The following is a 22,880-nucleotide window of genomic DNA, read 5'->3' as shown; positions in this document are numbered from 1 at the left end:
CAATCAGCAATCATCTGACTGTTGAGCCTTTTTCACAGAAAAAAATTGGGCAAGATACCAATTCGCCCTTTGGGCGGCTCATGCTGAATCTTAATACGGCAATGCATTCCCTGTTCCCGGAGCAGCTTGCCGTCCAAGATTGACGCAACACAAGGGAAAGGATATAATATACAAAAGTTGTCCTATTCTGACTTTTATTATGAAAGAGTGTTTTCCGCTTCGGATGTGCTATGAAAATATCACGATCAGAGAAAGAGGAAAATCAATGGAAAAACTGACATTTACCATGGAAAATTATTTGGAGGCCATTTATGAGTTATCCGGTGGACAGGCAGGGGTAAGAGTATCCGATATTGCCGGACGATTAGGCGTTACAAAGGCAAGCACTAACAGCGCCATGTCCACACTTTCTGAAAAAGGACTTATTGTCGCGGAAAAATATAAGGAAGTATTTCTTACTCCGGCCGGACTTCAGTTGGCCAGGTTTACCTCAATCAAGCATCAAGTGATTCAGAAATTCTTTACAAAGGTTTTAAACATTGATGCCGCTATTGCGGACAGGGATGCCTGTGCCATTGAACATGTGATCAGCAACGATTCCATTCAGGCCATGGAGCAATTCCTTGCTCATTTCACAGAGCTTCAAAAGTCATGACTATCGTTGGTCCAGGGCATACAGCCGGTGGTTAGCAGAGCTTATGTAGATTTTTCTCCTAAATCAGGGATATATTGTAAAGGAACGCCTTTCCTTCTCATCCATTCATAGAAGGTCCTTTCCCATTCAAGGTAAAAATAGCGAGCCGGTCGTTAAAATTGCGAATAACGGGAATAGAAGCGAACAGCCTCCCCCTGAGGGAGTGTTTTTTCATTTCGCAATTAAAACTCTTTTCGTCAACCAGCTTCAGACCAGGGCAGAGTTTTTCCACTTCTTCGCCTGACTTTACGCCCCATTTGAATGTTGCCTCTGTGCTTTTGACGGTATCATGCCACTTGCTGCCTTTTGCCGAAAAAGGCTGCATCAGTTCTGCCAGTAAGATCACATTATCGAAATTGTCTTTGATAATTTGTAAAAGCTGCTTTACCTCTTCTTCTTTAAAATACATGAGCACGCCTTCGATCAGAAGAATGGTTTTATCGCCTTTTTTTATTTCCTGGGGCCATGAAGGATCTAAAGCAGATTTTGCGATCAAATGCACTCTTTCATGCTCCGGGAAAAATTGTTTTCGGGCATTAATCACGTCAGGAAGATCCAAATCATACCAGATCAGCGTTCCGTTGTCCACCCTGGAGAATCTGGCATCAAAGCCGCAGCCGATAGAAATGCACACAGCCTGGGGATATTTTTTCAAATAGCGCTTCGTGGCCGCATCAAAAAGAATCGTTCTCGCTACAACCCCCTCATGGCTCATAAATTTATCATATTTGGACGTGTCCAGATCCAGCTTTTCTATGATTTCCACCGCCTTGGAATCATGGATCCTGGCATGGGGCCGTTTTGTTTCGCTTGCCTTAATAGCAAGGGGTATCAGCATCGTTTCCTGCACACCCTTTAATGGAATCATTTTACTCCTCCTTCCTTGTTATCCGGCGGCCCGGACGGTTCCGTCCAGCTTCCAGCCGAGAGATTTTTCCCGCATGCCGATAAAATCGGCGTAGAGGCCGCCCTCAGCCATAAGCTGGTCATGCTTCCCTCTCTGGATGATTTTCCCCCGGTCCAGCACCAGGATCTGATCGGCATGGCGCACGGTTTTCAGCCGGTGGGCGATCATGATCACGGTTTTGCGGCGGGTAAGCTCGGCAATGGCCGCCTGCAAATGGTTTTCGTTTTCCGGGTCCACGTTGGCCGTCGCCTCATCAAGAATAATCACCGGTGCATCCTTCAGAATGGCCCGGGCGATGGAGATGCGCTGCTTTTCCCCGCCGGAGATGGTGGCGCCGCTTTCGCCCACCACCGTGTCGTATCCCTTGGGCAGGGCCATGATAAAGTCGTCACAGCAAGCTTTCCTTGCCGCAGCACGGATTTCCTCTATGGTGGCGTCCGGCTTGCCGAATTTGATGTTGTTGGCAATGGTGTCGTTGAAGAGATAGACGTTCTGAAACACCATGCTGAAGTTGGAGAGCAAGCTGTCCAGGGAATAGTCCCGCACATCCCTGCCGCCCAGGGTAATGCGGCCCCCGTCCGCATCCCAGAAACGGGCAATCAGGTTGCACAGGGTGGTTTTGCCCCCGCCGGAGGGGCCGATGACAGCAGTCGTGGTGCCGTGAGGGATGACAAAGCTGACATTGTCGATGATTTTGCGCTCCCCATAGGAGAAGCTGACATCACTGCCTACAATCGTGCAGTCGGCCGGGGAAATGTCATGGCCTTTTTCATCCATCACCGGGGTCCGGCGGATTTCCTCCACCCGGTCCATGGACAGGTCAATCAGGCGCAGCAGGGCGGACATGCTGCCTGCCGTCTCCAGCTGGCTGTAAATAATGAAGGAGGAAATCAGCATCAGCAGGCACACCGAAAGCGTCATGGTACCCGCCAGATAAAACCAGATAGAGGCGATGACCAGCACCACACTCACCCATTTCAGGATCAGGCTCTGGAAAAAGATAAAAGGAATAAAGGCTATCTCCAGCCCCACATTTTGTTTTTCGCATTCCTCGATAGCCCGGTCCATGGTCTTATGGGCATTGTCCGCCAGGTTGAAGGCCCGCACTACGCTCATCCCCTGGACATATTCCAGTACGGCCCCCACCAGGGCGGTCTGGGCCGCTACCCGGGCGGGAGAGATGTGACGGGATTTTCTCTGCATCAGGGCATTGACGCCGATAAAGAGCAGGATCCCCCCCACGACGATGAGACCGATTCTCCAGTCAAAAAAAACCAGCATCAGGGTGATCACGGCGGCATGAATATAGCCGTGGATAGTTTTGTCCATGACCCGGGGCGCTACATCCTGCACATCCTCCATGGTGGAGGTAACGGTGGCCGTGATGGCCCCCAGGCTGTTGTCATTGAAATAGCCCATGGGCATATATTTCATGCGGTCGCCGATTTCCGTCCGCTTGTCGGCGCACATGTAAAAGCTGCCCTCCGCTTCCCCCATGGTGGATTTGTGTTTGGTCAAAATACAGCCTATCATGCTCGCCAGCATGATGCCAAAGGAACTCCATGCGGTGGCGGCGCTAACCTGATTCTCCACCAGGGCGTTCAGCACCACATAAAGGGCCATGATCTGCAGGGCCTGGAAAATAGAATTGATAAAGGCAAATACAATGCCCTGCTGCAGTTTGCCTCGGCGTTTTCCGGCAAAGGCAAAAAATTTGCGAATAATTCCCAGCATAGTTCTCCCTCCTTACGCCACATCTCTGGCGCTCATATGTGCCTGCCACATAACCCGGTATAGGGGGCAGGAATCCAACAGTTCTTCATGCTTGCCCCGGGCAGTCACCCTGCCTTGGTCGATGACCGCGATCTGATCGGAGTTGGTAATGGTGGATAGACGGTGCGCGATGACGATGAGGGTCTTTCCTGCCACCAGCTTTGCCACCGCCGCCTGGATCACCGCCTTGTTTTCCGGATCGGTGTAGGCCGTGGCTTCATCCAGAATAATAATGGGCGCGTTTTTCAGCATGGCCCGGGCAATGGAAATGCGCTGGCGCTCGCCGCCGGAAAGATGTCCTCCGGCACCACCCACCATGGTGTCATAGCCATGCTCCAGGCCCATGATAAAGTCATGGCACCCGGATGCCCTGGCCGCGGCCTTTACTTCATCATCGGTAGCGGAGGGGCGGCCCATGCGCAGATTTTCCAGCACAGACAGGTCAAAGAGGTAGTTGTCCTGGGCCACATAAGCAATCATGTCCATGAGTTGGGTGGGCGGGATATTTTTTACGTCCACGCCGCCTAGGGAAACGGAACCTGCGGTGACATCCCAGAAGGAAGCAATCAGCTTGGCAATGGTGCTTTTTCCGCCGCCGGAGGGACCAACCAGGGCGGTTACCGAACCTGCAGGAATACGCAGGTTCACGCCGTGCAGAACTTCGGTGTCCCCATAACCGAAGGAGACCTCTTGGAGGACAATACCGGTGCCTTTAAGAGAAGCCCTGGAAGTGGGGCGAATTTGCTCCGGCTCATCCAGGACCAGGCCGATATCGTCCATAATGGTGCCGATTTTGGCAATGTCGTCGGTGTAATACATGGCGGAGAGCAGGGGCGCCATAATTCCCAGGGCCAGGATCATGATGGTGATAAAGGTGGGGGCGGGCAGGCTGCCGTTCAGGTAAAAAATACAGCCAATGGGAAGCACGCCGATGAGAACGGCGGGCCAGATGCCGATACCCATGGCAAAGTACACCTGGCACTGGCGCATCCAGTCCAGTCCGTAATTGGCGTTAGCCCTTACCGCATCGGCAAATTTTTGATAGGAGGTGGCGGATTGCCCAAAAGCCTTAATCACTTCGATGCCCCCCACGTATTCCACTGCAGTGGCATTCATGTGCTTGCCTACCGCCATATACTCCCCAAATTTTGTCTCATAGTCCTTCATCATGCCCATGTAGCATATAGCGCCGATGGGGAGGGTGATTAAAGAGACCAGCGCCATGCGCCAATCCAGCACAAAGAGATAAATAATGATGGCCAGGGGGACCAGCAGGTTGGATGTCATTTCCGGAAGCACATGGGCCAGGGTAGGCTCAATGCTGTCCACTTTTTCCACCATGGTGTTCTTGATTTTACCCGACGGGGTTTCCAGGACATAGCCCATGGGTACCCGGGTCAGCTTGGCGGCAATGCGCCGCCTTACCTCCGAAATGACGGCAAAGGTCGCCTTGTGGGAAAGGGTGGTGGAAATGTTGTGCAGCAGCACCTTGCCCAGAAAACCCAGAGCCGCCATACCGCACCAGAAAAGAAAATAGGAAAAGTCCCCTTCCCCCTCGATGAGCCGGATGACGATCCGGGACACGGCAAAGTAGGGGATCATGCTGCAGGCAACACCCAGCACAGCGAGGAACACCGCTGCCAGATAATTTCCCTTGTGGGGACCGGCAAATTCCGCTAAACGCGCAAACCTGCTTTTCTTTTTGGATTTATCCATCGTAAGTACTCCTTCCATATGTATTTTTTAATGAAAAATTATCGGACTAAGTTAGATTATTCTAACTTAAGGGTAAAAATTTTGGCCTTTGTTCAAAGCCCTAAAATTTGAAACCAGCCCGCTGTGTAAAATTCCTCCAACCCGTTGATATAGACCAGGGCTTTTTCCTTGGGCATGTCATGGGCCACAATTTCAAACAACCCGGAAAAGAGCCCGTTCACCAAAATATGAACCAGCTGTTCATCCACATCACGCACGTGCTTTCCCGCCCGGCACATGACCTGGATAAACCGGAAGGTGGACCGGGTTTCAATCTCTACCATCTTATTCACGTAGGCGGCATAATCCGGGCCGGCGGAACAGCAAACCAGAAGCTTGAAGGCATCGTAATGACGGTAGATATGCTCCACCATCCACGCCATACCGTCATGGGAGGTTTGAACCATCTCTGCTGCCTGTCTTTCCGGAGGAAGGGCGGCAAACTCCTCCTGAATGGAGATAAATTTATCCAGCAATTCCTGGGCAGGCTGGGATACCAGTGCGTCAAACAGGGCTTTTTTATCGGGGAAATAGCCGTAAATCGCACCGGTAGTCACGCCTGCGGCTTTCGCTATAGTGCGCAGAGAGGCCCCTTCAAACCCTTTTTGTAAAAATTCATCCCGCCCGCAATCCAATATGTTTTGCCGGGTGTCTTCAGCCATTTTATCCCTTCTCTTTAAAATATAACAGCGTTATATAACAATGTTATATTAACGCTGCCCGTTCCTTTTGTCAAGGTCTTAATGATAAAAATCTTGTAGTAACTCGTCATACAGTCCCCTTGGTTACATCCTCTTGTTAGTCCGCCTTTTTAAGTGATCTTTTTACGAGCATCCTGATAAATGAGCTTTTGCTTAAACCGTTTTCTTCCGCAAGTTTTCTAATTTGGTTATTTTCTTTTTGAGATAATCGTATTGTAATGATTTCAGTTCTCTTTTGAGGAAAGATAATTTCCTTTTCTGATAGATTTTTTAAGGGATCATAATTATCACGATCAAATAATTCAGCATCGTTTAATAGATCTTTCTTTTCAACCGTCTTTAAAGTAGTGACTTCCTCGGGTCTCTTAATTTCTATTTTTCTTCGTTCTTTATTATTCATTACGTAAAGCCTCGCTTTCTTGATAATAAAATGCGGCTAAACTATTATTTGCCCAGTATGCAGTAATAATAAATAAATTGCCATCTTTGAATAATCTACCAACAACAAACATAACACGATTAGATTCCGATTCACATAAAATTTCATAAACGATACCGGAGGAGGTTATCCTACTGGTGTTAATTGGCGACTTTTGTGTTGCTCTCATGACTATCAAATAAGGATCAGATATAACATCAAGTAAATCTTCTTTGTATACTTTGTGTTTATTGTTGAGTTTCTGCTCAATATCGTAGTCCAAAATGATATTTCCGTTGAAAATGGATTCAAATTCATGACTTATTATTCTTTTAGGACGCATAAGCATAGCCGTCTTTCATGATATTGTATTCCCTTGTATTACATTAAGTATACAAAATTATTTTAGCAAATTCAAGCAGGAGATAAAAAAATTATCTTATGTGAAAATTTACTATTCTATGTAACGATTTATTGATTGCTTACGATGATCATGATTGACTAGGTTTGTTTTACGATGTTACAATATTAGGGAATAGTAGCATATGATGTAAAAATTATACAAGGAAATAAAAATCGTGTCGGGTTCTAGATGCAATTCTTTATTTTTTGGGGGGATTGTCCCGGTGATTTATATCTAATACATAAAGGGGTGTTTGTGTTGTGCGCCAGTATAAATATGATCTAGCCTTGTCGTATGCAAGCGAGAATGAATCCATTGTTCAGCGTGTATACAAAATCCTCACCGAAGAAGGGTTCTGTGTATTTTTCGCACCAGAATACCAGCACAAACTAGTCGGAGAAGATATGGTTCGAGCCTTTTATCGTATATTCCGCTATGAAGCTCGTTATATCGCTGCATTTGTCTCAAAAGAGTATATCCGAAAGGATGCAACCATGCAGGAAGCAAATGCCGCACTGGTACGCAATTCAGAAGAAAAGGCCTCTTGCCTAATCCCGTTTTACATGGATGATTCGTCACTGCCTGGATTGGATTCTGATGTTATTTATCGCAGAACAGACAATCCTGCTATGATTGCCAGTCTAATAAAACAAATCATCAAAGATACTAGGGGTGCCGCTAAAGATAAATCCCATATAGATGAAGCAAAGGGAACATCTCAGAACAATATTAACATAGTTAATAACAACTATGGAAAGCAAGTTGTGATTGGAACGATGACTGGTGATATCAATTTGTAGGAGTGAGTCTCAATGCAAAATATGGATAACGAGAATGTCAAAGCGAATATAAGAAATAGCACTCCTAATTCTACCAATTATAATTTGAATTCTATTGTAACAGATGACCCGGACAGAAACAGCACTTCGCTTAAACCGAACGAACCAGCAGAACAAGGAGAGAAAAATCCCTCCCTAAAGAACACCGTTCAATCAGCTAAGATGATAGAAGACTTACTAGAATCTTTACCTTACGATTATTCAAAGAAGAATGAAATACAAATTACAAACAATTACTATGGGAATTCCCTTGCCATAGATAACATGAATGGAAATATCAATTCGTTCAAACCGAACGAAACAACAAAACGAGGAAAACAAAATTACCACTTAGAGGATTCAACAGATTGTGATCAATTTGTGTCCGACAAAAAGGCAAGCAGAACTCTTGCTTATGCGTTGGTTCTCAGCTTGTTCGAGGTCACGGCGGTTAGTGAGTTGCCGTCCTTTACACAGAGTCTTTACCAGGAGTTGCCTCAAAATCCGGATGAAAAAGAACGGGCTCAGATGGAAAACGCCGAGAGCTATCTCTCTCAAGATACAATACTAGGGATGATTGGCGCAGAACGTGGAGAGATTGAGTTTACTTCCCGTTTGGGCACATTTACTTCTCAGTGTGTTCGATTCACAGAAAATCAGCAATCTCAAAAAATACTTGAGAATTTTTGGAACTTATTCCCCAATATCAGAAATTCCATGATTCACTGGCTAATTTCTATATCCGGGCAGGAAAGGATAAAAGGAAGCTTAGCCTTTAATCAGATAATTAGTGCTTTTTCAAAGCTAATTCAAATTGATTTTAAATATGGTATGGATGAAATCTATCCACGACTTTTGTCAGATCCTAATAATATATACCTTCTGTTTGGAATAACAAGAGAACTTTTTAAAGTCGAAAGGTATAAGAACAACATGGACGAGCTCTTAAAAAAGTGGGCAACAACTCGCGGAGGTTGGCTCTGGAGAATTCCCTGCATGGCATACATACAAAAATTGGAAGGCGAATACACAAGAGAGATAGAAGATGCGATATTCAGCAGGATTGTCAGTGCCTTAGAATCTAAACCGTTTCAGAATACCGACTTAAAGTATATTGGAGAAAATTTAATCTATTCCGATCGGTTTCGTAACCTGATTTCTGCGCACCTGCACACAATTTTTTCTAAAGATGTATTGAGTTATAAAAAAAATGTTTGTTTTATCTATTTTTCTTTGGTACATTATGCATATTTTTCCGTGACAAAAAACCGTCCTCAATTACCCCTGGTTGCATGCGATTCAAGACAACAAGTGGAAAAATTGTTACCCATGTTGAAATTCCTTTTTAGCAAGAAAATCATGAGAGACCTAATTTTTGATTTGCTCGCAGCATATTTGGTTGAGATTGATGCGTATAACATACCCATGGAAAAGCTGAAAATATTTTTCCATTGTATCGCATTTTCCGATCGGTCGTATTATGACCATATTCTCTTTTTTTTAGGAAGAAAGATGCCGAAGACCTGTACATCCGCAGAAGAAGTCTATATTCTTCTTGAAAATGTGTTAAAGTCCTCTCGAAAGACGGCAATTGCTAATAATAAATTGGAGGCATTGGAATGAGTTCGTATCCACCAATTATTTCGAAAACTCCTTACAAAAATAGTTTTTTCCCCAAGGTTCCTTCTGTGATGCAGGGAAGAGCGATTCTTTTATACTCATCTGAAAAAGGAATTGTAATTTGTATCAACGATAGGGTCACCCCACGAGAGATATATGTAGGAAAGTTTGATGAAAAGATCGAAATTGACATTACGAAAACCACAATTTCATTTACCGTAACAGTACCGAGCTTGAATGAACCATTTTTGTTTGATGTAACTATCACGGCAATTATCCAAATTATTGATCCATTAGCCTTTTACTTAAAAGGGATTTTTGACATAGCTGAATGTGTTAAGCCCCATCTTCTCCCGACGATTCGACGTGTTGCGCGAAAATATTCCGTTGTTGACTATTCGGATATGGACGATGCTTTAGCTTCTCAATTTTCATCAAAGAAATATAACTACGAGGATACAGGTATTGAGTATGTTATTCACGATGTCACCTGTACCCCAAATGCAAATGCGCGTGAGCATATTCATAGTATTTCTGCGAATAGGCTCAAGCAAGAAACTGAAAAACAAAAAATTCTAACGAATACGATCATAGAAAAATATAAAGCAAGCAATGCCAGCACGTTAACCGGGACGGATATGATTACGAACATATTTAAAGATGTAGTAGCGGGGCAATTGTCATCTGCCCAGGCACTTAAAATGGCAATGGATTTCACTCAAAGTGAAGGAATGCAAAAAGTTAGAAACACTGATACTATTATCGACTTAATCAATAAACTAAAAGAATCAGATCTAATAACTGATAACGAAGCCGCAGAATACATAAGAGATAATATAAAAGGACTGCCTTCCGGAGATGGTATGAAAAAACTTGGATTTCCTTCTCTTGAGGAAGCGGACGCAGTCTTCAATGATATGGAAGGTGATAAGGACATGGATGGAGATGCTGCCGAGTGACTGACAACACAAGCCTAATTTCTCAGATTTATGCGCTGCCGATTGGGGTTAGAGCCCTCATTTGGTTGGGCATTCTCGCATGTATTGCCTGGCCCCTTCTCATGCCGATCGTTGTGCGACTTATCGCACTACTTTTGTGGTGCTTTAGAGGCATGATCAAAGTTTTATATATTATGGTTAGTTGGACAATACTAACACGATTACATAAAAGAAAGGGCGGAGTTTTCGCAAAGATTAACAACACAATTACCGATATCTTAGGAGCATTTGATAAAAATCTGGAAAAATATTGCATCTTATTTAACCAACACCGCAATCGTCATATGAGTCAAATTATTGTAGTCTATTTCATCATCGTTGCGTTAATCGCTCTTCCGGATATTCTTAATTTGGAAGAGAATGCGGCGCTACGCGCGATTCAGACTTTTTATGTGCAAACGGAGTACAAAGTTTTAGGAGAACCGGTGCCAATAGATTCTTTGGCAACACATGGAGAAGCTTCACCATCCAAACCAATCATCAAAGTTACTGGCATCAAGAAAAACTCATCATTAAATATATGGCAGAATGCAGATACTTCAAGTAAATCATTATGTCAACTTTCTTTGGGAGACTCGCTATATTATCTTGGCAAAATATTAAAAAGCGATGGAGAAGAATGGGTTCAAGTTGAGACTATAGATGGCATCATTGGTTGGGTTCGCAAAAAATATGTAGACGGGATTCCGGATTAATGGGGAACCAGAGGAACGGGAGGCTGTGGTGTGCTGTCCCCTTGGTTACTCTTTTTCACCAAGACCTTCATTTTTCCTTACCCCCGGTATCGATGTTTGGGGCACCCGCCACAGCCGCATGTTTTTTCCAGGCCGTCGCAAAGCTGGTAATCTCCGCCCTCGATTCTGAGCACCTTTTTGTTCACCAGAGAATCTGCTAATTTTCGGCGGGCATCATTGTAGATACGCTGAACCGTTGTGCGCGCAATGTGCATTTGGGCGGCGCATTCTTCCTGGGTAAACCCTTCTAGGTCAATGAGCCGTATGGTTTCATATTCATCAACCGGCATGATGACCAGGCCGTCCCGGTTCAGTACGGCGTTAAAAGGTCCAAATATGTTGCTTGCCGGCAGGCAACAAACTTTTCTCCATTTCCTGGGTCTTGACATATTTTTCACCTCGTTTTGGCTTGAAAAGCACAGGCACGTTCTCCGTTATTCACATCATCGCTTTTGTCATCAGCCCAAGAACAAATAATCACCGTGACAAATTAGGGAAATACGGGCATTTTTCCCAAATACAATCTTTATTGATTTTATACTGTTTGCAGGTAAAATTGACATCAGGCACGGTTCGGAAATAGGTGGTATTCCTCATAAACGTTTTAATTGCGGTAACTGCTTCCCTCTTACAGCATCTGGGACCCCCATGCTTGCTCATCTCCAGCAGAGCAAGTCCGGTAACGGTGTTGGCTAAGGCCCTTTTATCAACAGACATGGGTGTTACATCATCTATTACCGCTACTGCAATTCCTGCTCCCACACAGGAACCGCAGGTTCCATAATATCCGCATCCTCCCCCTTTGATACAAGCACCCCGTTTAATGCTTTCCCGGATTTTCCCTATATCCTTTTTTCCGGTTAGGTTTTGATAGGCAGCCACCAGAACCGCCGGCACCATGCTGTGATACTCGGGTCCGTGCATATTCAGCCCGGGCAGATCAAAAACCCTTTGGATAAGATGGAGAGGATTGACTTCAGAGCTGGCAATAAGAAAGCTTTCCACCATTTGGAGAATATCCCCGCTGTGGCATTGATCGCAGATGAAGTGGCCGTCAACGCATCTCATCTTCGACTCATATTCTTTCCTACAGATGAAACACATCTCCTTAGAGGACTCTTTCGAATAGATCAATTTTTTGCCGCAGATAAGGCAGCCCTCGGTTTTTTTCACCGTTCCGCAACAAGATTCATGCTGCTGGTCCGGTACGGTAGTTTTATCCCCTAGTACATCAGCTTTATTCTTTATTTGTGCGGTGCGGTTCATGAAACTTATTTGAGATAGACCCGGCTTGCGATAAAGCGATTCTCCCTCGGCGCTGCTCAGGTTGTAAGCGCAAAAGGGGATAATCCTTCCGTCCGGGCTGAAAACATGCAAACTGCACTCCCGCAGCCTTTCCAGGTCCATGTTCCAACAATCTTGAAAAGCCATTCCGGTGATCGTAAATCCGTGGGAGCGAACCCGGGAGAGAAAATAATCAATACTCTCCAAGCCGGAATTCTCTTCTATTTGCTCCCGGTCATTTTCGGCGCTGTCTCTGACCCAGCGCCTCGCGACAAAATTCCTGTTTTTCGCGACTGCCGAAGAATCCGTAGGCCTGCTGCAGCAGCAAGCCTGTTCACTTCTCTCCGTTAAGGACTTCACACTGCCGTCCGGATACAGGACAAAACTCCCGTGAAAACCGCAGCGGGCGTGATCACAGCCTGAAGGCGTAAAGTTTTCCCTTTTAAAGATTCCCTTCGTCTGGTTTTCAATAGCGCTGATCACCTCGGGTAGAGTAATGCGCTGCTCGTCCAGAGGTGCCGCCGGATACCGGCCGAAATAACTCACGGGCTGAAAGTGGATGCCTCTTACCGAAGGTATTCTGGCCAGAGCAAAGTTGACGATCTCACCAATATTATCGGCATTTATCCCCGGAACAACTGTCGGTACAAGCACTACGCCCAGGTGATTGTCCCCGCAATTTTGGATCGCCTTTTCTTTTTCCGCCAAAAGGCTACGGCCTCTGAGCTGCCGGTATATTTCATCTCTTGTGCCGTCAAATTGCATAAAGACAGAGGACAAACCCGCCTCTTTCAGCTTTTTCACGTATTCCGGCTCACGGCCCAAACGAAGTCCGTTGGTATTCAGTTGAATATAAGGAAAACCCATCCCTTTGGCCAGGCTGATAATTTCCGGCAAATCATTGCGTACGGTAGGTTCTCCCCCGGAAAGATGAATAAAGGGTTTGCCAAGATCTGCAAGATACTCCAACCACGCAGAGATTTTCTCAAAAGAAGGGTCGGCACTCTCCGCCCTGCTGTTAGCAAAACAAAAGTTGCAGTTCAGATTGCAGCGTTCAGTCACCTCCAGAAGAACGCAGCAGGTTTGCTGTCTGTGCTCAGAACATAAGCCGCAGTCAAAAGGACAGCCCTTTTCCGGCGCTGTCAGACACACTTCCGGCTGGGAAGGCAATTTTTCTTTGGTCCAGGTATGATAATCAAGTTTACTGTCGCCGCGCCAAATAATTGTTGAAAAACGGCCATGCTTGGCACAGGTTTTTTGCAGGTAAATATCCCCGCCGGCCAGAACATGCTGTGCGGGTATTTTATCTAAACAGATGGGGCATACGCTTTCCGTCATACGGAGTATGTTTTCAGGCTGATTCATATTACTCCTCCAAAAATAAGATCCTTGCTGGCGGTAATCATAACTGCGAAAGGGAATGACGGCAAAATTAATTTAAAGAAATATCATGTCATAGATAAAAGTAATCAGACAAGAATCCGGCAAGGTAAAGCAAGATTCGTGAAAAGTTATCTATTACGGGTTGACACGAAATTACACCCGGACCGACATCTTTTGGGCATATTTAATCAGTTGTCTTACCCCGGAACATTGACTTATCCCTGTGAGAATAGGGTCTCTATGCTCCGACAGCCATCTGGTTCCGGAAAGCATCGTCACTCCGGTTCCATGAAATGCCTGAGGGTATAAAGGGGTGCTGGACCCGACCATTACGATATCACGTGCGCCGGTACAATAATCCAATACCTTTTCAGCTGTCCTGTTGATGAGAGAAGTGCTGCTGACAAACACTACCTGGCACTCCGGCAAAAGTTCTGATTGTTTGCTTTCCGGATAAACCCCGCCTGCCAGGTTCTCGCCCCGTTCAAAGATAAACAGGCTTTGGACTTTATCTTTCAGGTTAAAAATGATCGGTCCGATATGACCAATAACCCCAACCGTATCGTTTGGGCGAATTTCTACGGAAAACGCGGCATCGGAGCTGCTCACATTTTCGACCTGCTCCAATTTGTCAAATTCAGCGACTGAATTTAGTACCGCCAACCCCATGGCAGAACTAATCACATTCTTGCCCTGCAGAGCCCATCCGGCAATTTCTTGGGCCGGCATGCCAATAATGCTTCCGCCTTGGGGGAGGAGTGAGCAGCCATCGGCTGTTTCTTTTCTTAATACATAGGTTACTCCTAATGAGCCATCATCAAGTTCCACAGCTATCAGCCCCAGTCCTACCCTGACCTCTCTAATTTTCTTCCCCTCAAGCCTTGGCAGAGCTAAATTATAAACACGTTCTACAATCATCTCTCGAGCCGCCCTTTTTCTATTTTTAATTGGATTGGATACATATAATTTTAGACATATGCCCAATATCTATTGTATGGTTACATTGAACATATGTCAATTACAGTCAAATGAGTACCCCAATAAAAGTACAGTTCAAAATGGCAAGAAAATGGCATACCAAAAAATGCGAAAGAGTGATTTTGAATGGCAAAATATCCTTACCAAGCGGCCCAAGCCGATACTGAACTTTTATTTCTGTGACGTTAGAAACTGCGAAATTCCCTTTAATAGAAGTAGTATTAATATAAACAAAATAAATAGTTTTCCTTTTATACCTGAATGTACAAAACTTATAATTAATCCCTTTGCTGATTCGAATAAAAAAATCAGAAAAAATACAAATAAGCATAACAGACCATATGTTTTAAGTACATAAAATATATCTGCCATTTGGTGATTATAAAAATAATATAGACTCGAATATGTTATTACCAAAAACATTGGGAGAAGAAATACTGTTTTCCAGAACCACTTCTTCCCAAATATTTTAGTAGAATAAATATAGTACTCACCATTTTGCTTGTTGTTTCTCACGTTTTTCACAACCTTATTTTAAGGTGGAACAGCAGTAAAACTACGTCCACCTTATTAAGCTATTAAATTACGTATGCAGCAAGTCCTGCAACACCTCCACTAAATGCCCCAGAAATTACTCCTGTCCAAATATCGCTCCCATTTATAGCTTCAGCTATTCCTCCAATTATTGCGCCACCCTAATGCCCCTATTATTGTTCCAAAAAAGCGTTGCACACAAGGGACCTGTCCCTCTGTATTTTACTGGCCTTCTTTGATTTCCTGTTTTTTTACTAAGCGGCCCAACCCGTCATAGAGGTTCCTGGCCTGAAAGTTGTTTTCCAGGGTAATGGTGGCGGTATTGGTGGTGTCATTGTAGGATATGTTTTTTTCAAACAGGTCGGGATTGATGATTTTGGTTTGCCTGCCTAATTCGTCATAATAGTATTTGGTTTCGTGGCCGTTATTATTTGCGGTGAATAATCTCCCGGTGTATAAATTATAGGTGTAGTTTTCTTGGACGATTTCCGGGCTCCCGGTATAATCTGTGACCGTGGAATATTTTTTGGTTAAATAGGCGTGGTTATAGGTAGCGCTGTATTCATAATTTTCTTGGATCCGCGTGCCGTCTTCTTTTTCTATTTGCTTGGTCAGAATATTTCCATAGCTGTCATAGGCGGGATAATAGGTATTGATGGTTTTTTCGGTGCCATTGTCGGTATAATATTGTTTCATCCATTCGACATTTCCGGTGGTGGGGGAAACAAAGGAAACAAGGAAGGAAACAAGGGGACAGGTCCCTCGTTTTAAAGAAGGTTAACAATATAACCGATGACGATTACACCAGGCAAATGACTACCTAACCCCAGAAGAGTTCCATACTGCCGCAATAGCAGGAACATGAAACAGCATGGAACATTGAGCAATTCTAAAAAATTAAAAGATATCCTTGTGTTTTATCTGTCTACTGAACCGGGGACGCTGCAGTTCTTTCCGGAAAACACCAATAGGATTACAACGTGCCCTTTGCTTGGCGCACACAAGGAACCTGTCCCTGTGTGTGTCCTATCACATCTTTTTCTTGCACACAAGGAACCTGTCCCCATGTGTCAGTTTGGAACCCAAGGGAAAACCCATGGAACCGTGAGAACCATCCCCCTGGTTTCCCTTGGTTCTTAGTCTCCTTGGTTTCTTATTCTTATAGTAATAAAGATGCCACAAGAATATAGCAGAAATATGATAGAATGGTAACACCGAGAATAAATACTGCTTTTAGAGGCAACGAATAATCGGTTCTTATTATTCTAAAATTCATAATTGCACCTAATGCTCCGAGTAAACCACCTAGTGCCCCACCAATTATGACAAGTATCAAGGGAAGCCCACCCAGCACATATTCGTACCAGTACAATTTTCGGACGAAAAGAATCTCCTCATCCTTGAATTTTATAATTGGTACATTATCAAAAGGGTTCAATTTTAAGAATACTTTTTCCGATGTTCCATCCTCCAGTTTTATAATGTATGGATTGCCTTTTTCTTTTACTCTTTCAGTTAATTTCCCATTAACATAAAATTTCGGTTTACTCCACAATGATGTTTCAATCGTGATCTCAAGGTTACTGTTAGTTGGCAGGTTCGTTTTATAGATCATAATATACCCTCCACAATTTCACTCATTATTGGATATTCGGATTGTTGCTCCCAAAATCTCATTCTGCCAATACTTTCGTATTTCTCTTATGACGCTCTTTCCTAATCATTAAGTACACATAATTGTTCATGAGGCAAAAGACATGAAGTAGACCTTTTCTCTTATTTTTACCGTTTACTGTTTTATAAAAGATTACATTTTATCATCCTCATCCAAGAACAGGTTCCTTTTTCCTCGAGAATAACATGATGTAGCCAATTTTGTTTTCCTTAATCTTTGTTATCTTGATATTTTATCGTCCAAAGGTATTTCACCTTTTTCTGGCAGTTGTTATCCAGACAAAAGAACCCTCCCCCTATCTTCCTAGTGATATTAGCCTCTGCGGTAAAAACTTATTTCTGATTGTAACCAAAAATATCACTAGGCCAATATTTTCTGATCTCCTTAATAGCACTTTTACGATACCGCATCAATATTAAATTATCACCAATCATTTCTGTTGAGATATAGTTACCAACGTTATATTGTGTCGAAAAATATATTACCGGAGCACCTCCTCTATACCCTACAAAAAGATTCGATATACCAATTTCTTTTATTTCTGACCAAATTAATTCATGCTTTTTATATATAGCAATAAATCTTACTCCATATTCATCTATTTCAATTTTTTTCCCAAAACAATTATACAAAATTATTATACAAGAAATTATCCATATGGGCAGAAATATCAATACTCCCAAAGTACTTCCTGCAAAAATAGCTACTATCGGCAGTATTGATGATATAATTGCAAATGTAATGGCCAAAATTTGGGTACCAGAGGATACAAAAGGAAAACTCTTCACATTTCTCACCACTCTTATTAAATTTTAAAAGAGATTATAGGAAAAATTGTAATCTCTGTTAGCCTGTTCCTGATAACTTTTTTTACTGATAACATTAAATTTTTAATCATTAATAGGGAAAATAGTTGTAATACAATGAATTATAGGAGCTGTAGTATGGTGAGTAAGTATAATAATTGTAACTGTTATTGTAACTGTTATTGTAATTGTTATTGTAATTATAATTGTTATTTTTATAATTTGAATTAACATAATAATCTGCTAAACTAGAACCCATATTATATAAGGAAGTAAATGTAACATCAGCTCTAAGTAAAGAATTAGACATGTTATAAGCGGAACGATATATTCCAGCCATCGTATTTTCAACTGTAATATTATCTCCATAAGTTAATGCATTTTTTGCAGCATTACTAAATAACGATTCTCCATATTTTCCTGCTTGGATTATGCCATAACCAGTATAGCCACTAAGTGCACCTGTCCCTAAACCAATAATACCACTTGTAACCATACTTCCGTAGTTAAGAGTACTACCAACATAAGATAAGTTCTCCCCATAACCCCAATTCCATCTATTACCTACTTGGTCTATTGCATTTCCAGCCATTGCACCTACCCCCCCTCCTACAGCAGAACCAATAGCTAGTGGTACAAGCGCGGTACCTCCTGTAGCTATTGTAATATCTACAGCAGCTCCGGCAATTGCTCCTCCAACAGCACCAGATATTATCCCTGTTCCAATATCCGTATGATGCAGTGCAGCACTGATCCCCCCGATAATACCACCAATTAAACCGCCTATAATTGTCCCAAAAATATTCCCGTTTGGGTCATTATAGATAACCGGATTATTTACAGCATAAACATACCTATTTAAGCTCAATGGATTGGTCAACTGGCCTTCAACACTGTCCTCCGAGATAAACCTTCCAACGGTGGGATCATAGTACCTGGCCATTAGGTAATACAAGCCGCTTTCTTCGTCATAATATCCAGCAGCATACCTGATCGGATTGGCAATCTGCTCATTCTTGCTTAAGATATTTCCCCATTCATCATATGTGTAACTATTGACAATAGTACCGCTTTCGTTGACTAACTTAACGACATCCCCGTGCCCGTTGTATATGTAATAATAATATGCGTTACCCTTCTTTATCGCCAGGGGTTTGTCTGCCCAAATGATTTGAGACGTGGCATTGCCGTTTATGTCCGCTTCTGCTATCACTCTTCCGATACTGTCGTTAAAGTATCTGGTTATTCCGGTTGTTACTCCTCCTTGAACGGTTTTCTTTTGTGTTCTTAATCCTCTGTAGTCATATTGATAGAAGTAATTTTCGTTATACTGGGTTAGTTGATTGAAAACGTTATAGGTGAACTGAGCATTGGTTAGGGGATAGGGGGAAAAGTTGATAATTTCCTCCGTCCTGTTCCCCCGGTTGTCGTAACTATATTGGACTCTTTGGTTGTTGTATGTCCTGTCGATGATTTCCAGACGGTTCAACGGGTCGTACTGGTAATTTGTTATGGAGCCGTTGTCATTCACCGAGGTAATGTTGCTGTTGGCGTCATAACCGTAACTGTAGGATGTGTTTTCCGTACCGATGGTATTGGTCAGGGTGTTTAATCTGTTCGCGTCGTCGTATGTGTAGTTTGCGACGATATTTGTATTGGGGTATTTGATGGATTTCAGCATGCCATCGTTGTAGTAGTCGTAGTCAAAGGTTTTTGTCTGGCCAATGGTCACCAGATCTAACCGGTTCAGTTGATCGTAGGTATAGTCCACGCTTAACCCGTAGGGGTCAACCATTTTGCTTTTGTTGCCGTTTTGATCGTATTCGTAGTAGATGTTTTTTCCGTCAGGCTGGGTTTCTTTTTTGAGCTTGCCGTTGGCATAGAATTCATAAGTTACCATTCCCCTGCTGTCGGTGATGGTTAAGATGTTTTCTGTGTTTAGTCTGGTGTAGTTGTAGGTGATTGTCTGCTGGGTGTTTCCGCCGGTGTCTTTGGCTGTCTCTGTGAGGGGTCTGTTCAGGGTATCGTAGGTATAGCTGATGATTTGTCCCAGCCGGTCTTTTTTATGGGTGATGTTTCCGAACCTGTCATATTTAATATATTCGATATGCTGGCTGGGGTCAATGCTTTTGATCAGCCGGCCCAGTTCGTCATATTCTTTGGTGTTTTCGATGGTGCCGGTTTGATTTCCGCTGCTGTCCAGTTTTTGCTGGATGATCTTGGTGAGCTGGTTCTGGTGGTTATACTGGTAGCGGGTTATTTCATTTTGGGCGTTCTGGACTGTTGTCAATCGGCCTAATTCATCATAGGTGTAATAGGTTTCAGATCCTTGGGGATCTTTTTGATAGGTTTTACGGCCCAGGTAATCGTAGGCATAGGTGGAGGTATATTCTTCCCCCTGATTGATGCGCGGTTTGACCGTTTCTTTGATTAGGTTTCCTCCTTGATCGTAGAAATAGGCGTGCTCCGCGTTTTCTTCGTTTATCTCGATTTTTTTGCTTTTTGTGTCGTAATATTGGGTCCTTCTGAAGGTGGCATCGGGGTTAATTGTTTTGGTGACCCGGCCGAAAATGTCATATTCAAACCGGGTGTTGTTGTTTTTGCCGTCTTTTGTCCAATCGACCTGGCTGAGGGCGTTATAATGGTTTTCCTGGGTGGTCACCCACTGGCCTTCTTTGATTTCCTGTTTTTTTACTAAGCGGCCCAACCCGTCATAGAGGTTCCTGGCCTGAAAGTTGTTTTCCAGGGTAATGGTGGCGGTATTGGTGGTGTCATTGTAGGATATGTTTTTTTCGGACAGGTCGGGATTGATGATTTTGGTTTGCCTGCCTAATTCGTCATAATAGTATTTGGTTTCTTGACCGTTATTATTTGCGGTGAATAATCTCCCGGTGTATAGATTATAGGTGTAGTTTTCTTCAATGATTTCCGGGCTCCCGGTATAATCTGTGACCGTGGAATATTTTTTGGTTAAATAGGCATGGTTATAGGTAGCGCTGTATTCATAATTTTCTTGGATCCGCGTGCCGTTTTCTTTTTCGATCTGACTGGTCAGAATATTTCCATAGCTGTCATAGGCGGGATAATAGGTATTGATGGTTTTTTCGGTGCCATTGTCGGTATAATATTGTTTCATCCATTCGACATTTCCGGTGCTGGAATTAACGCCGTATTCGGTTTTGGCCCATCTGCTTTGATCAATTGTTCTTTTTTCCAAAGTTTTTTGATGATAGTTTGCTTCGTATTGATACTCTGTAACCGCGCCTTGTTCATCAAGATACCTGAGCAGGTCGCCGTACTCATTATAATCATAATCTTGACTCTTTGTTAATTGAGTTCCATCAGTCAAATTGTCTCCCGCATAACCATAGTTTACCGTGGTTACTAAATCAGGTAATTTATTGGTGTCATACGTGCTGGTCGTTTCTTTCAGCAGGGTTTCCGTTTCACCATTGGTAATTTTGTTTTCTTCTTTTATTTTTAGATGTTTGTTGTTAAATGTGCAGATATCTTTTCTGTTATTTTCATCCGCTATTTGGATGCTGTATTCTAATGTGCTGGGCAAGGAATTAGGATCCCGCGCGCTGGGGTAACCGGTGTAATTGTTCCCTCCGTTCTGGTCGCTATAGCTAAAGGTCTTTTTGTTGTATTCGGAGCCATTCTCGAGATCTTTCCTGACGTTGACCCGGTAATATTCATAGATTCCCTTTTCTCCAAGATTCCCGTTCGTTTTTTCGAATGTATAAGAACTGGATGCGCTTGTGGGATATGTGATACTTGTTAGGTTCGCGTATGTATTATATCCGTCATGGGAATCAAGGATAACATCTTGTCCATCCTGCCGAATCATACAACCGCCATCAAAGAAGTTAAACATGCCTGTGTCATAATTATAGTTGAATGTTGTTTCCCGGTTTTTCTGGTCTACTATTTTGGTAAGAACATATTTCACGGTTGTTAGTTCCAAGAATAATTGGGTTCTGGGATTGTCGGTATCAGCGGGTGTGCTGTCCGGTTCCAATATGGTTACTTTTTTACCCGGGGACGTGTTTTCATACAGGATTTTGGTGACCCGGTTCAAAGTGTCTGTAATTAAAATGACAGAATTTCCGCTCACCGTGGTATACTCGAATTTTATGGTATTGTTGTATCTGTCTGTGATTCCCAATAGCTTTCCCTCATAGCCAAAGTACTCTTTCTTGCCGTCCTTATGAATTAAAACATAGGCGGAACATTCGTATCCACTGGTAAACGTCTCATCATCCGTTTCCAGCCTCAGGTCTTTTCCGGGATAGTCTTTTAAATTTGAATCTCCCGCTGTGGAAGTAAAGTTAACTTTATATGTTCTTCCGTCTCCCAGGTGCAAATACAGCTCATCATCATCGTCTGTTTCAATAATTTCTATGGAGGAAAAACCGAAGGACCAGCCCGGGCCAAGCTGATCCCGTGCTTCTAAATAAGGGGCGGTAGACGAGGTGTAGTTGCCGATCCAGGGGTCTCCACCTCCTGGCCAGTATCTCCAGGTATAATCGTAAAAATTTGCCACTGCGGAATCATACCTGACTGAAACGTTTAAATCAAGCTGATTTCTTCCCGGCAAGGATAATAAATTCTTTTCGATGCTGAGCCGTCCTGAGTTATAATCAATACTTTCGTCGTTGGCAGTTTTTACATCATAGGGAGCGGAAAAATATTTGTCATAATCCGTTTCCAGGCCGCTATCACTTGACATTAATGAAAGATTTGCCGAATCTTCGTCCGTGAGCTTTAACTGTTCCTGAGCTAATTTTTGATGAATCAGTTCATAACTTATTTTCTTAAAATCTTTATACACTGTGGTAGCCTGCTCTATTTCCGCGATCGAAAAATCGTAGTGTAAGACTAGAATCGCAAATTGTATGGCATCTAGCAGTGAATAACCCTTTTCTTCAAAAATTGAGATGGTTTCTTCATCTACTTGAAAAACCTCAAGAATCAACTGCTTCTCTTCTTCGGAAGCCGCGTTAAAGGTATTGATTCTGGATAGAACTTCCATCACGGCCTTCCGTCTGAGGTTTTGCAATTCCATATCAATTCCATATACATCCTCTATTACCGTATTGTTTTCTTCGCCGTATACCTCATCATTTACAGAGTTATCCGCGGAGGGATTTGAGAATATGGGTGTATCCGGATCAGTTGTCATACTGTTTTCTTCTTCATCAGAGGTAATGGTATTTTGGGGCGTATCAACAATACTTTGGTCTTGGTCCTGTTCTTCAGTACCGTCGGATTCATTGACCGTTATTTGCTCTTGAACCTGTACATCTCCCTGACCGGTTTGGGCCAGGCCTGGGACCGGAATACTACTGACTAAAAATGTGGCGATCAGCAGCCATACGATAATTTTTTTCAAAATA

Annotated in this window: 17 protein-coding genes and 2 pseudogenes; 5 read left to right on the top strand and 14 right to left on the bottom strand. The window is 43.3% G+C overall.

Annotated features, from left to right (window positions below; translation table 11 throughout):
- The first annotated feature begins 265 nt into the window (after positions 1 to 265).
- Positions 266 to 655, top strand: a complete 390-nt coding sequence (locus DCMF_RS21205; RefSeq protein WP_148136272.1) for a metal-dependent transcriptional regulator — start codon at positions 266 to 268, stop codon at positions 653 to 655.
- 97 nt (positions 656 to 752) lie between these two features.
- Here the strand turns inward: DCMF_RS21205 and DCMF_RS21200 are convergent, their stop codons facing one another.
- From DCMF_RS21200 to DCMF_RS21175, 6 genes are all read right to left on the bottom strand, one after another.
- A complete protein-coding gene (locus DCMF_RS21200; protein ID WP_148136271.1) occupies positions 753 to 1,562 on the bottom strand; it encodes a class I SAM-dependent methyltransferase in 810 nt (269 codons plus the stop codon).
- 18 nt (positions 1,563 to 1,580) lie between these two features.
- Positions 1,581 to 3,335 carry an ABC transporter ATP-binding protein gene (locus DCMF_RS21195; RefSeq protein ID WP_148136270.1) on the bottom strand — a complete coding sequence of 585 codons (1,755 nt, stop codon included), beginning with the start codon at positions 3,333 to 3,335 and terminating at the stop codon, positions 1,581 to 1,583.
- A gap of 12 nt (positions 3,336 to 3,347) precedes the next feature.
- Positions 3,348 to 5,090 (bottom strand): ABC transporter ATP-binding protein, encoded by a 1,743-nt coding sequence (locus DCMF_RS21190; protein WP_148136269.1) that lies wholly within the window; start codon positions 5,088 to 5,090, stop codon positions 3,348 to 3,350.
- 92 nt (positions 5,091 to 5,182) lie between these two features.
- A complete protein-coding gene (locus DCMF_RS21185; RefSeq protein ID WP_148136268.1) occupies positions 5,183 to 5,791 on the bottom strand; it encodes a TetR/AcrR family transcriptional regulator in 609 nt (202 codons plus the stop codon).
- Positions 5,792 to 5,927: 136 nt separating this feature from the next.
- Positions 5,928 to 6,230: a plasmid mobilization protein gene (locus DCMF_RS21180; protein WP_148136267.1), complete on the bottom strand. Its 303-nt coding sequence runs from the start codon at positions 6,228 to 6,230 to the stop codon at positions 5,928 to 5,930.
- Positions 6,223 to 6,591, bottom strand: coding sequence for a hypothetical protein (locus DCMF_RS21175; protein WP_148136266.1), 369 nt, complete (start codon positions 6,589 to 6,591; stop codon positions 6,223 to 6,225). Before DCMF_RS21175 ends, DCMF_RS21180 begins: the two co-directional genes overlap by 8 nt.
- Before the next feature lie 320 nt (positions 6,592 to 6,911).
- On the opposite strand from DCMF_RS21175, the gene DCMF_RS21170 reads away from it, so the two are divergent.
- Genes DCMF_RS21170 through DCMF_RS21155 form a run of 4 tightly spaced genes read left to right on the top strand, consistent with a single transcriptional unit; the run spans position 6,912 to position 10,782 of the window.
- Positions 6,912 to 7,451 (top strand): TIR domain-containing protein, encoded by a 540-nt coding sequence (locus tag DCMF_RS21170; RefSeq protein WP_148136265.1) that lies wholly within the window; start codon positions 6,912 to 6,914, stop codon positions 7,449 to 7,451.
- Positions 7,452 to 7,463: 12 nt separating this feature from the next.
- Positions 7,464 to 9,092 (top strand): hypothetical protein, encoded by a 1,629-nt coding sequence (locus DCMF_RS21165; protein WP_148136264.1) that lies wholly within the window; start codon positions 7,464 to 7,466, stop codon positions 9,090 to 9,092.
- Complete coding sequence (locus tag DCMF_RS21160; protein ID WP_148136263.1) at positions 9,089 to 10,048, top strand: hypothetical protein; 960 nt, start codon at positions 9,089 to 9,091, stop codon at positions 10,046 to 10,048. Before DCMF_RS21165 ends, DCMF_RS21160 begins: the two co-directional genes overlap by 4 nt.
- The gene (locus DCMF_RS21155; RefSeq protein WP_148136262.1) at positions 10,045 to 10,782 is read left to right on the top strand and encodes an SH3 domain-containing protein; all 738 of its coding nucleotides are present in this window, start codon (positions 10,045 to 10,047) and stop codon (positions 10,780 to 10,782) included. The genes DCMF_RS21160 and DCMF_RS21155 overlap by 4 nt, the downstream gene beginning before the upstream one ends.
- A gap of 77 nt (positions 10,783 to 10,859) precedes the next feature.
- Here the strand turns inward: DCMF_RS21155 and DCMF_RS21150 are convergent, their stop codons facing one another.
- The 8 genes and pseudogenes from DCMF_RS21150 to DCMF_RS21120 all read right to left on the bottom strand — a co-directional run bounded on the left by DCMF_RS21150 (position 10,860) and on the right by DCMF_RS21120 (position 22,876).
- On the bottom strand, positions 10,860 to 11,210 hold the full coding sequence (locus DCMF_RS21150; RefSeq protein ID WP_148136261.1) for a DUF134 domain-containing protein: 351 nt from the start codon (positions 11,208 to 11,210) through the stop codon (positions 10,860 to 10,862).
- A gap of 88 nt (positions 11,211 to 11,298) precedes the next feature.
- Positions 11,299 to 11,811, bottom strand: a pseudogene (locus DCMF_RS29830) (DUF5714 domain-containing protein); the annotation flags it as partial.
- Between the two features lie 300 nt (positions 11,812 to 12,111).
- A pseudogene (gene trsS / locus DCMF_RS29825) lies at positions 12,112 to 13,470 on the bottom strand (radical SAM (seleno)protein TrsS); the annotation flags it as partial.
- 171 nt (positions 13,471 to 13,641) lie between these two features.
- On the bottom strand, positions 13,642 to 14,406 hold the full coding sequence (locus DCMF_RS21140; protein ID WP_148136259.1) for a DUF364 domain-containing protein: 765 nt from the start codon (positions 14,404 to 14,406) through the stop codon (positions 13,642 to 13,644).
- 816 nt (positions 14,407 to 15,222) lie between these two features.
- Positions 15,223 to 15,696: a hypothetical protein gene (locus DCMF_RS21135; RefSeq protein ID WP_148136258.1), complete on the bottom strand. Its 474-nt coding sequence runs from the start codon at positions 15,694 to 15,696 to the stop codon at positions 15,223 to 15,225.
- A 463-nt stretch (positions 15,697 to 16,159) separates the two neighbouring features.
- A complete protein-coding gene (locus tag DCMF_RS21130) occupies positions 16,160 to 16,615 on the bottom strand; it encodes a hypothetical protein (RefSeq protein ID WP_148136257.1) in 456 nt (151 codons plus the stop codon).
- Between the two features lie 392 nt (positions 16,616 to 17,007).
- Positions 17,008 to 17,463: a hypothetical protein gene (locus DCMF_RS21125; protein ID WP_148136256.1), complete on the bottom strand. Its 456-nt coding sequence runs from the start codon at positions 17,461 to 17,463 to the stop codon at positions 17,008 to 17,010.
- 109 nt (positions 17,464 to 17,572) lie between these two features.
- Positions 17,573 to 22,876: an RHS repeat-associated core domain-containing protein gene (locus DCMF_RS21120; RefSeq protein WP_148136255.1), complete on the bottom strand. Its 5,304-nt coding sequence runs from the start codon at positions 22,874 to 22,876 to the stop codon at positions 17,573 to 17,575.
- Positions 22,877 to 22,880: the final 4 nt, after the last annotated feature.

The sequence above is a fragment of the Candidatus Formimonas warabiya genome (assembly GCF_002777255.1).
Classification (GTDB): domain Bacteria; phylum Bacillota; class Dehalobacteriia; order Dehalobacteriales; family Dehalobacteriaceae; genus Formimonas; species Formimonas warabiya.
The sequence above is the reverse complement of the archived record's forward strand: the minus strand, read 5'-3'. Positions and strand labels throughout refer to the sequence as shown.

Bases quoted from the DNA above. Each gene is read 5' to 3' on its own strand.
- DCMF_RS21140 (WP_148136259.1), bottom strand. From the start codon at position 14,406: ATGATTGTAGAACGTGTTTATAATTTAGCTCTGCCAAGGCTTGAGGGG.
- DCMF_RS21190 (WP_148136269.1), bottom strand. From the start codon at position 5,090: ATGGATAAATCCAAAAAGAAAAGCAGGTTTGCGCGTTTAGCGGAATTT.
- DCMF_RS21195 (WP_148136270.1), bottom strand. From the start codon at position 3,335: ATGCTGGGAATTATTCGCAAATTTTTTGCCTTTGCCGGAAAACGCCGA.
- DCMF_RS21200 (WP_148136271.1), bottom strand. From the start codon at position 1,562: ATGATTCCATTAAAGGGTGTGCAGGAAACGATGCTGATACCCCTTGCT.
- DCMF_RS21160 (WP_148136263.1), top strand. From the start codon at position 9,089: ATGAGTTCGTATCCACCAATTATTTCGAAAACTCCTTACAAAAATAGT.
- DCMF_RS21135 (WP_148136258.1), bottom strand. From the start codon at position 15,696: ATGAAACAATATTATACCGACAATGGCACCGAAAAAACCATCAATACC.
- DCMF_RS21150 (WP_148136261.1), bottom strand. From the start codon at position 11,210: ATGTCAAGACCCAGGAAATGGAGAAAAGTTTGTTGCCTGCCGGCAAGC.
- DCMF_RS21175 (WP_148136266.1), bottom strand. From the start codon at position 6,591: ATGCGTCCTAAAAGAATAATAAGTCATGAATTTGAATCCATTTTCAAC.
- DCMF_RS21180 (WP_148136267.1), bottom strand. From the start codon at position 6,230: ATGAATAATAAAGAACGAAGAAAAATAGAAATTAAGAGACCCGAGGAA.
- DCMF_RS21165 (WP_148136264.1), top strand. From the start codon at position 7,464: ATGCAAAATATGGATAACGAGAATGTCAAAGCGAATATAAGAAATAGC.
- DCMF_RS21205 (WP_148136272.1), top strand. From the start codon at position 266: ATGGAAAAACTGACATTTACCATGGAAAATTATTTGGAGGCCATTTAT.
- DCMF_RS21130 (WP_148136257.1), bottom strand. From the start codon at position 16,615: ATGATCTATAAAACGAACCTGCCAACTAACAGTAACCTTGAGATCACG.
- DCMF_RS21185 (WP_148136268.1), bottom strand. From the start codon at position 5,791: ATGGCTGAAGACACCCGGCAAAACATATTGGATTGCGGGCGGGATGAA.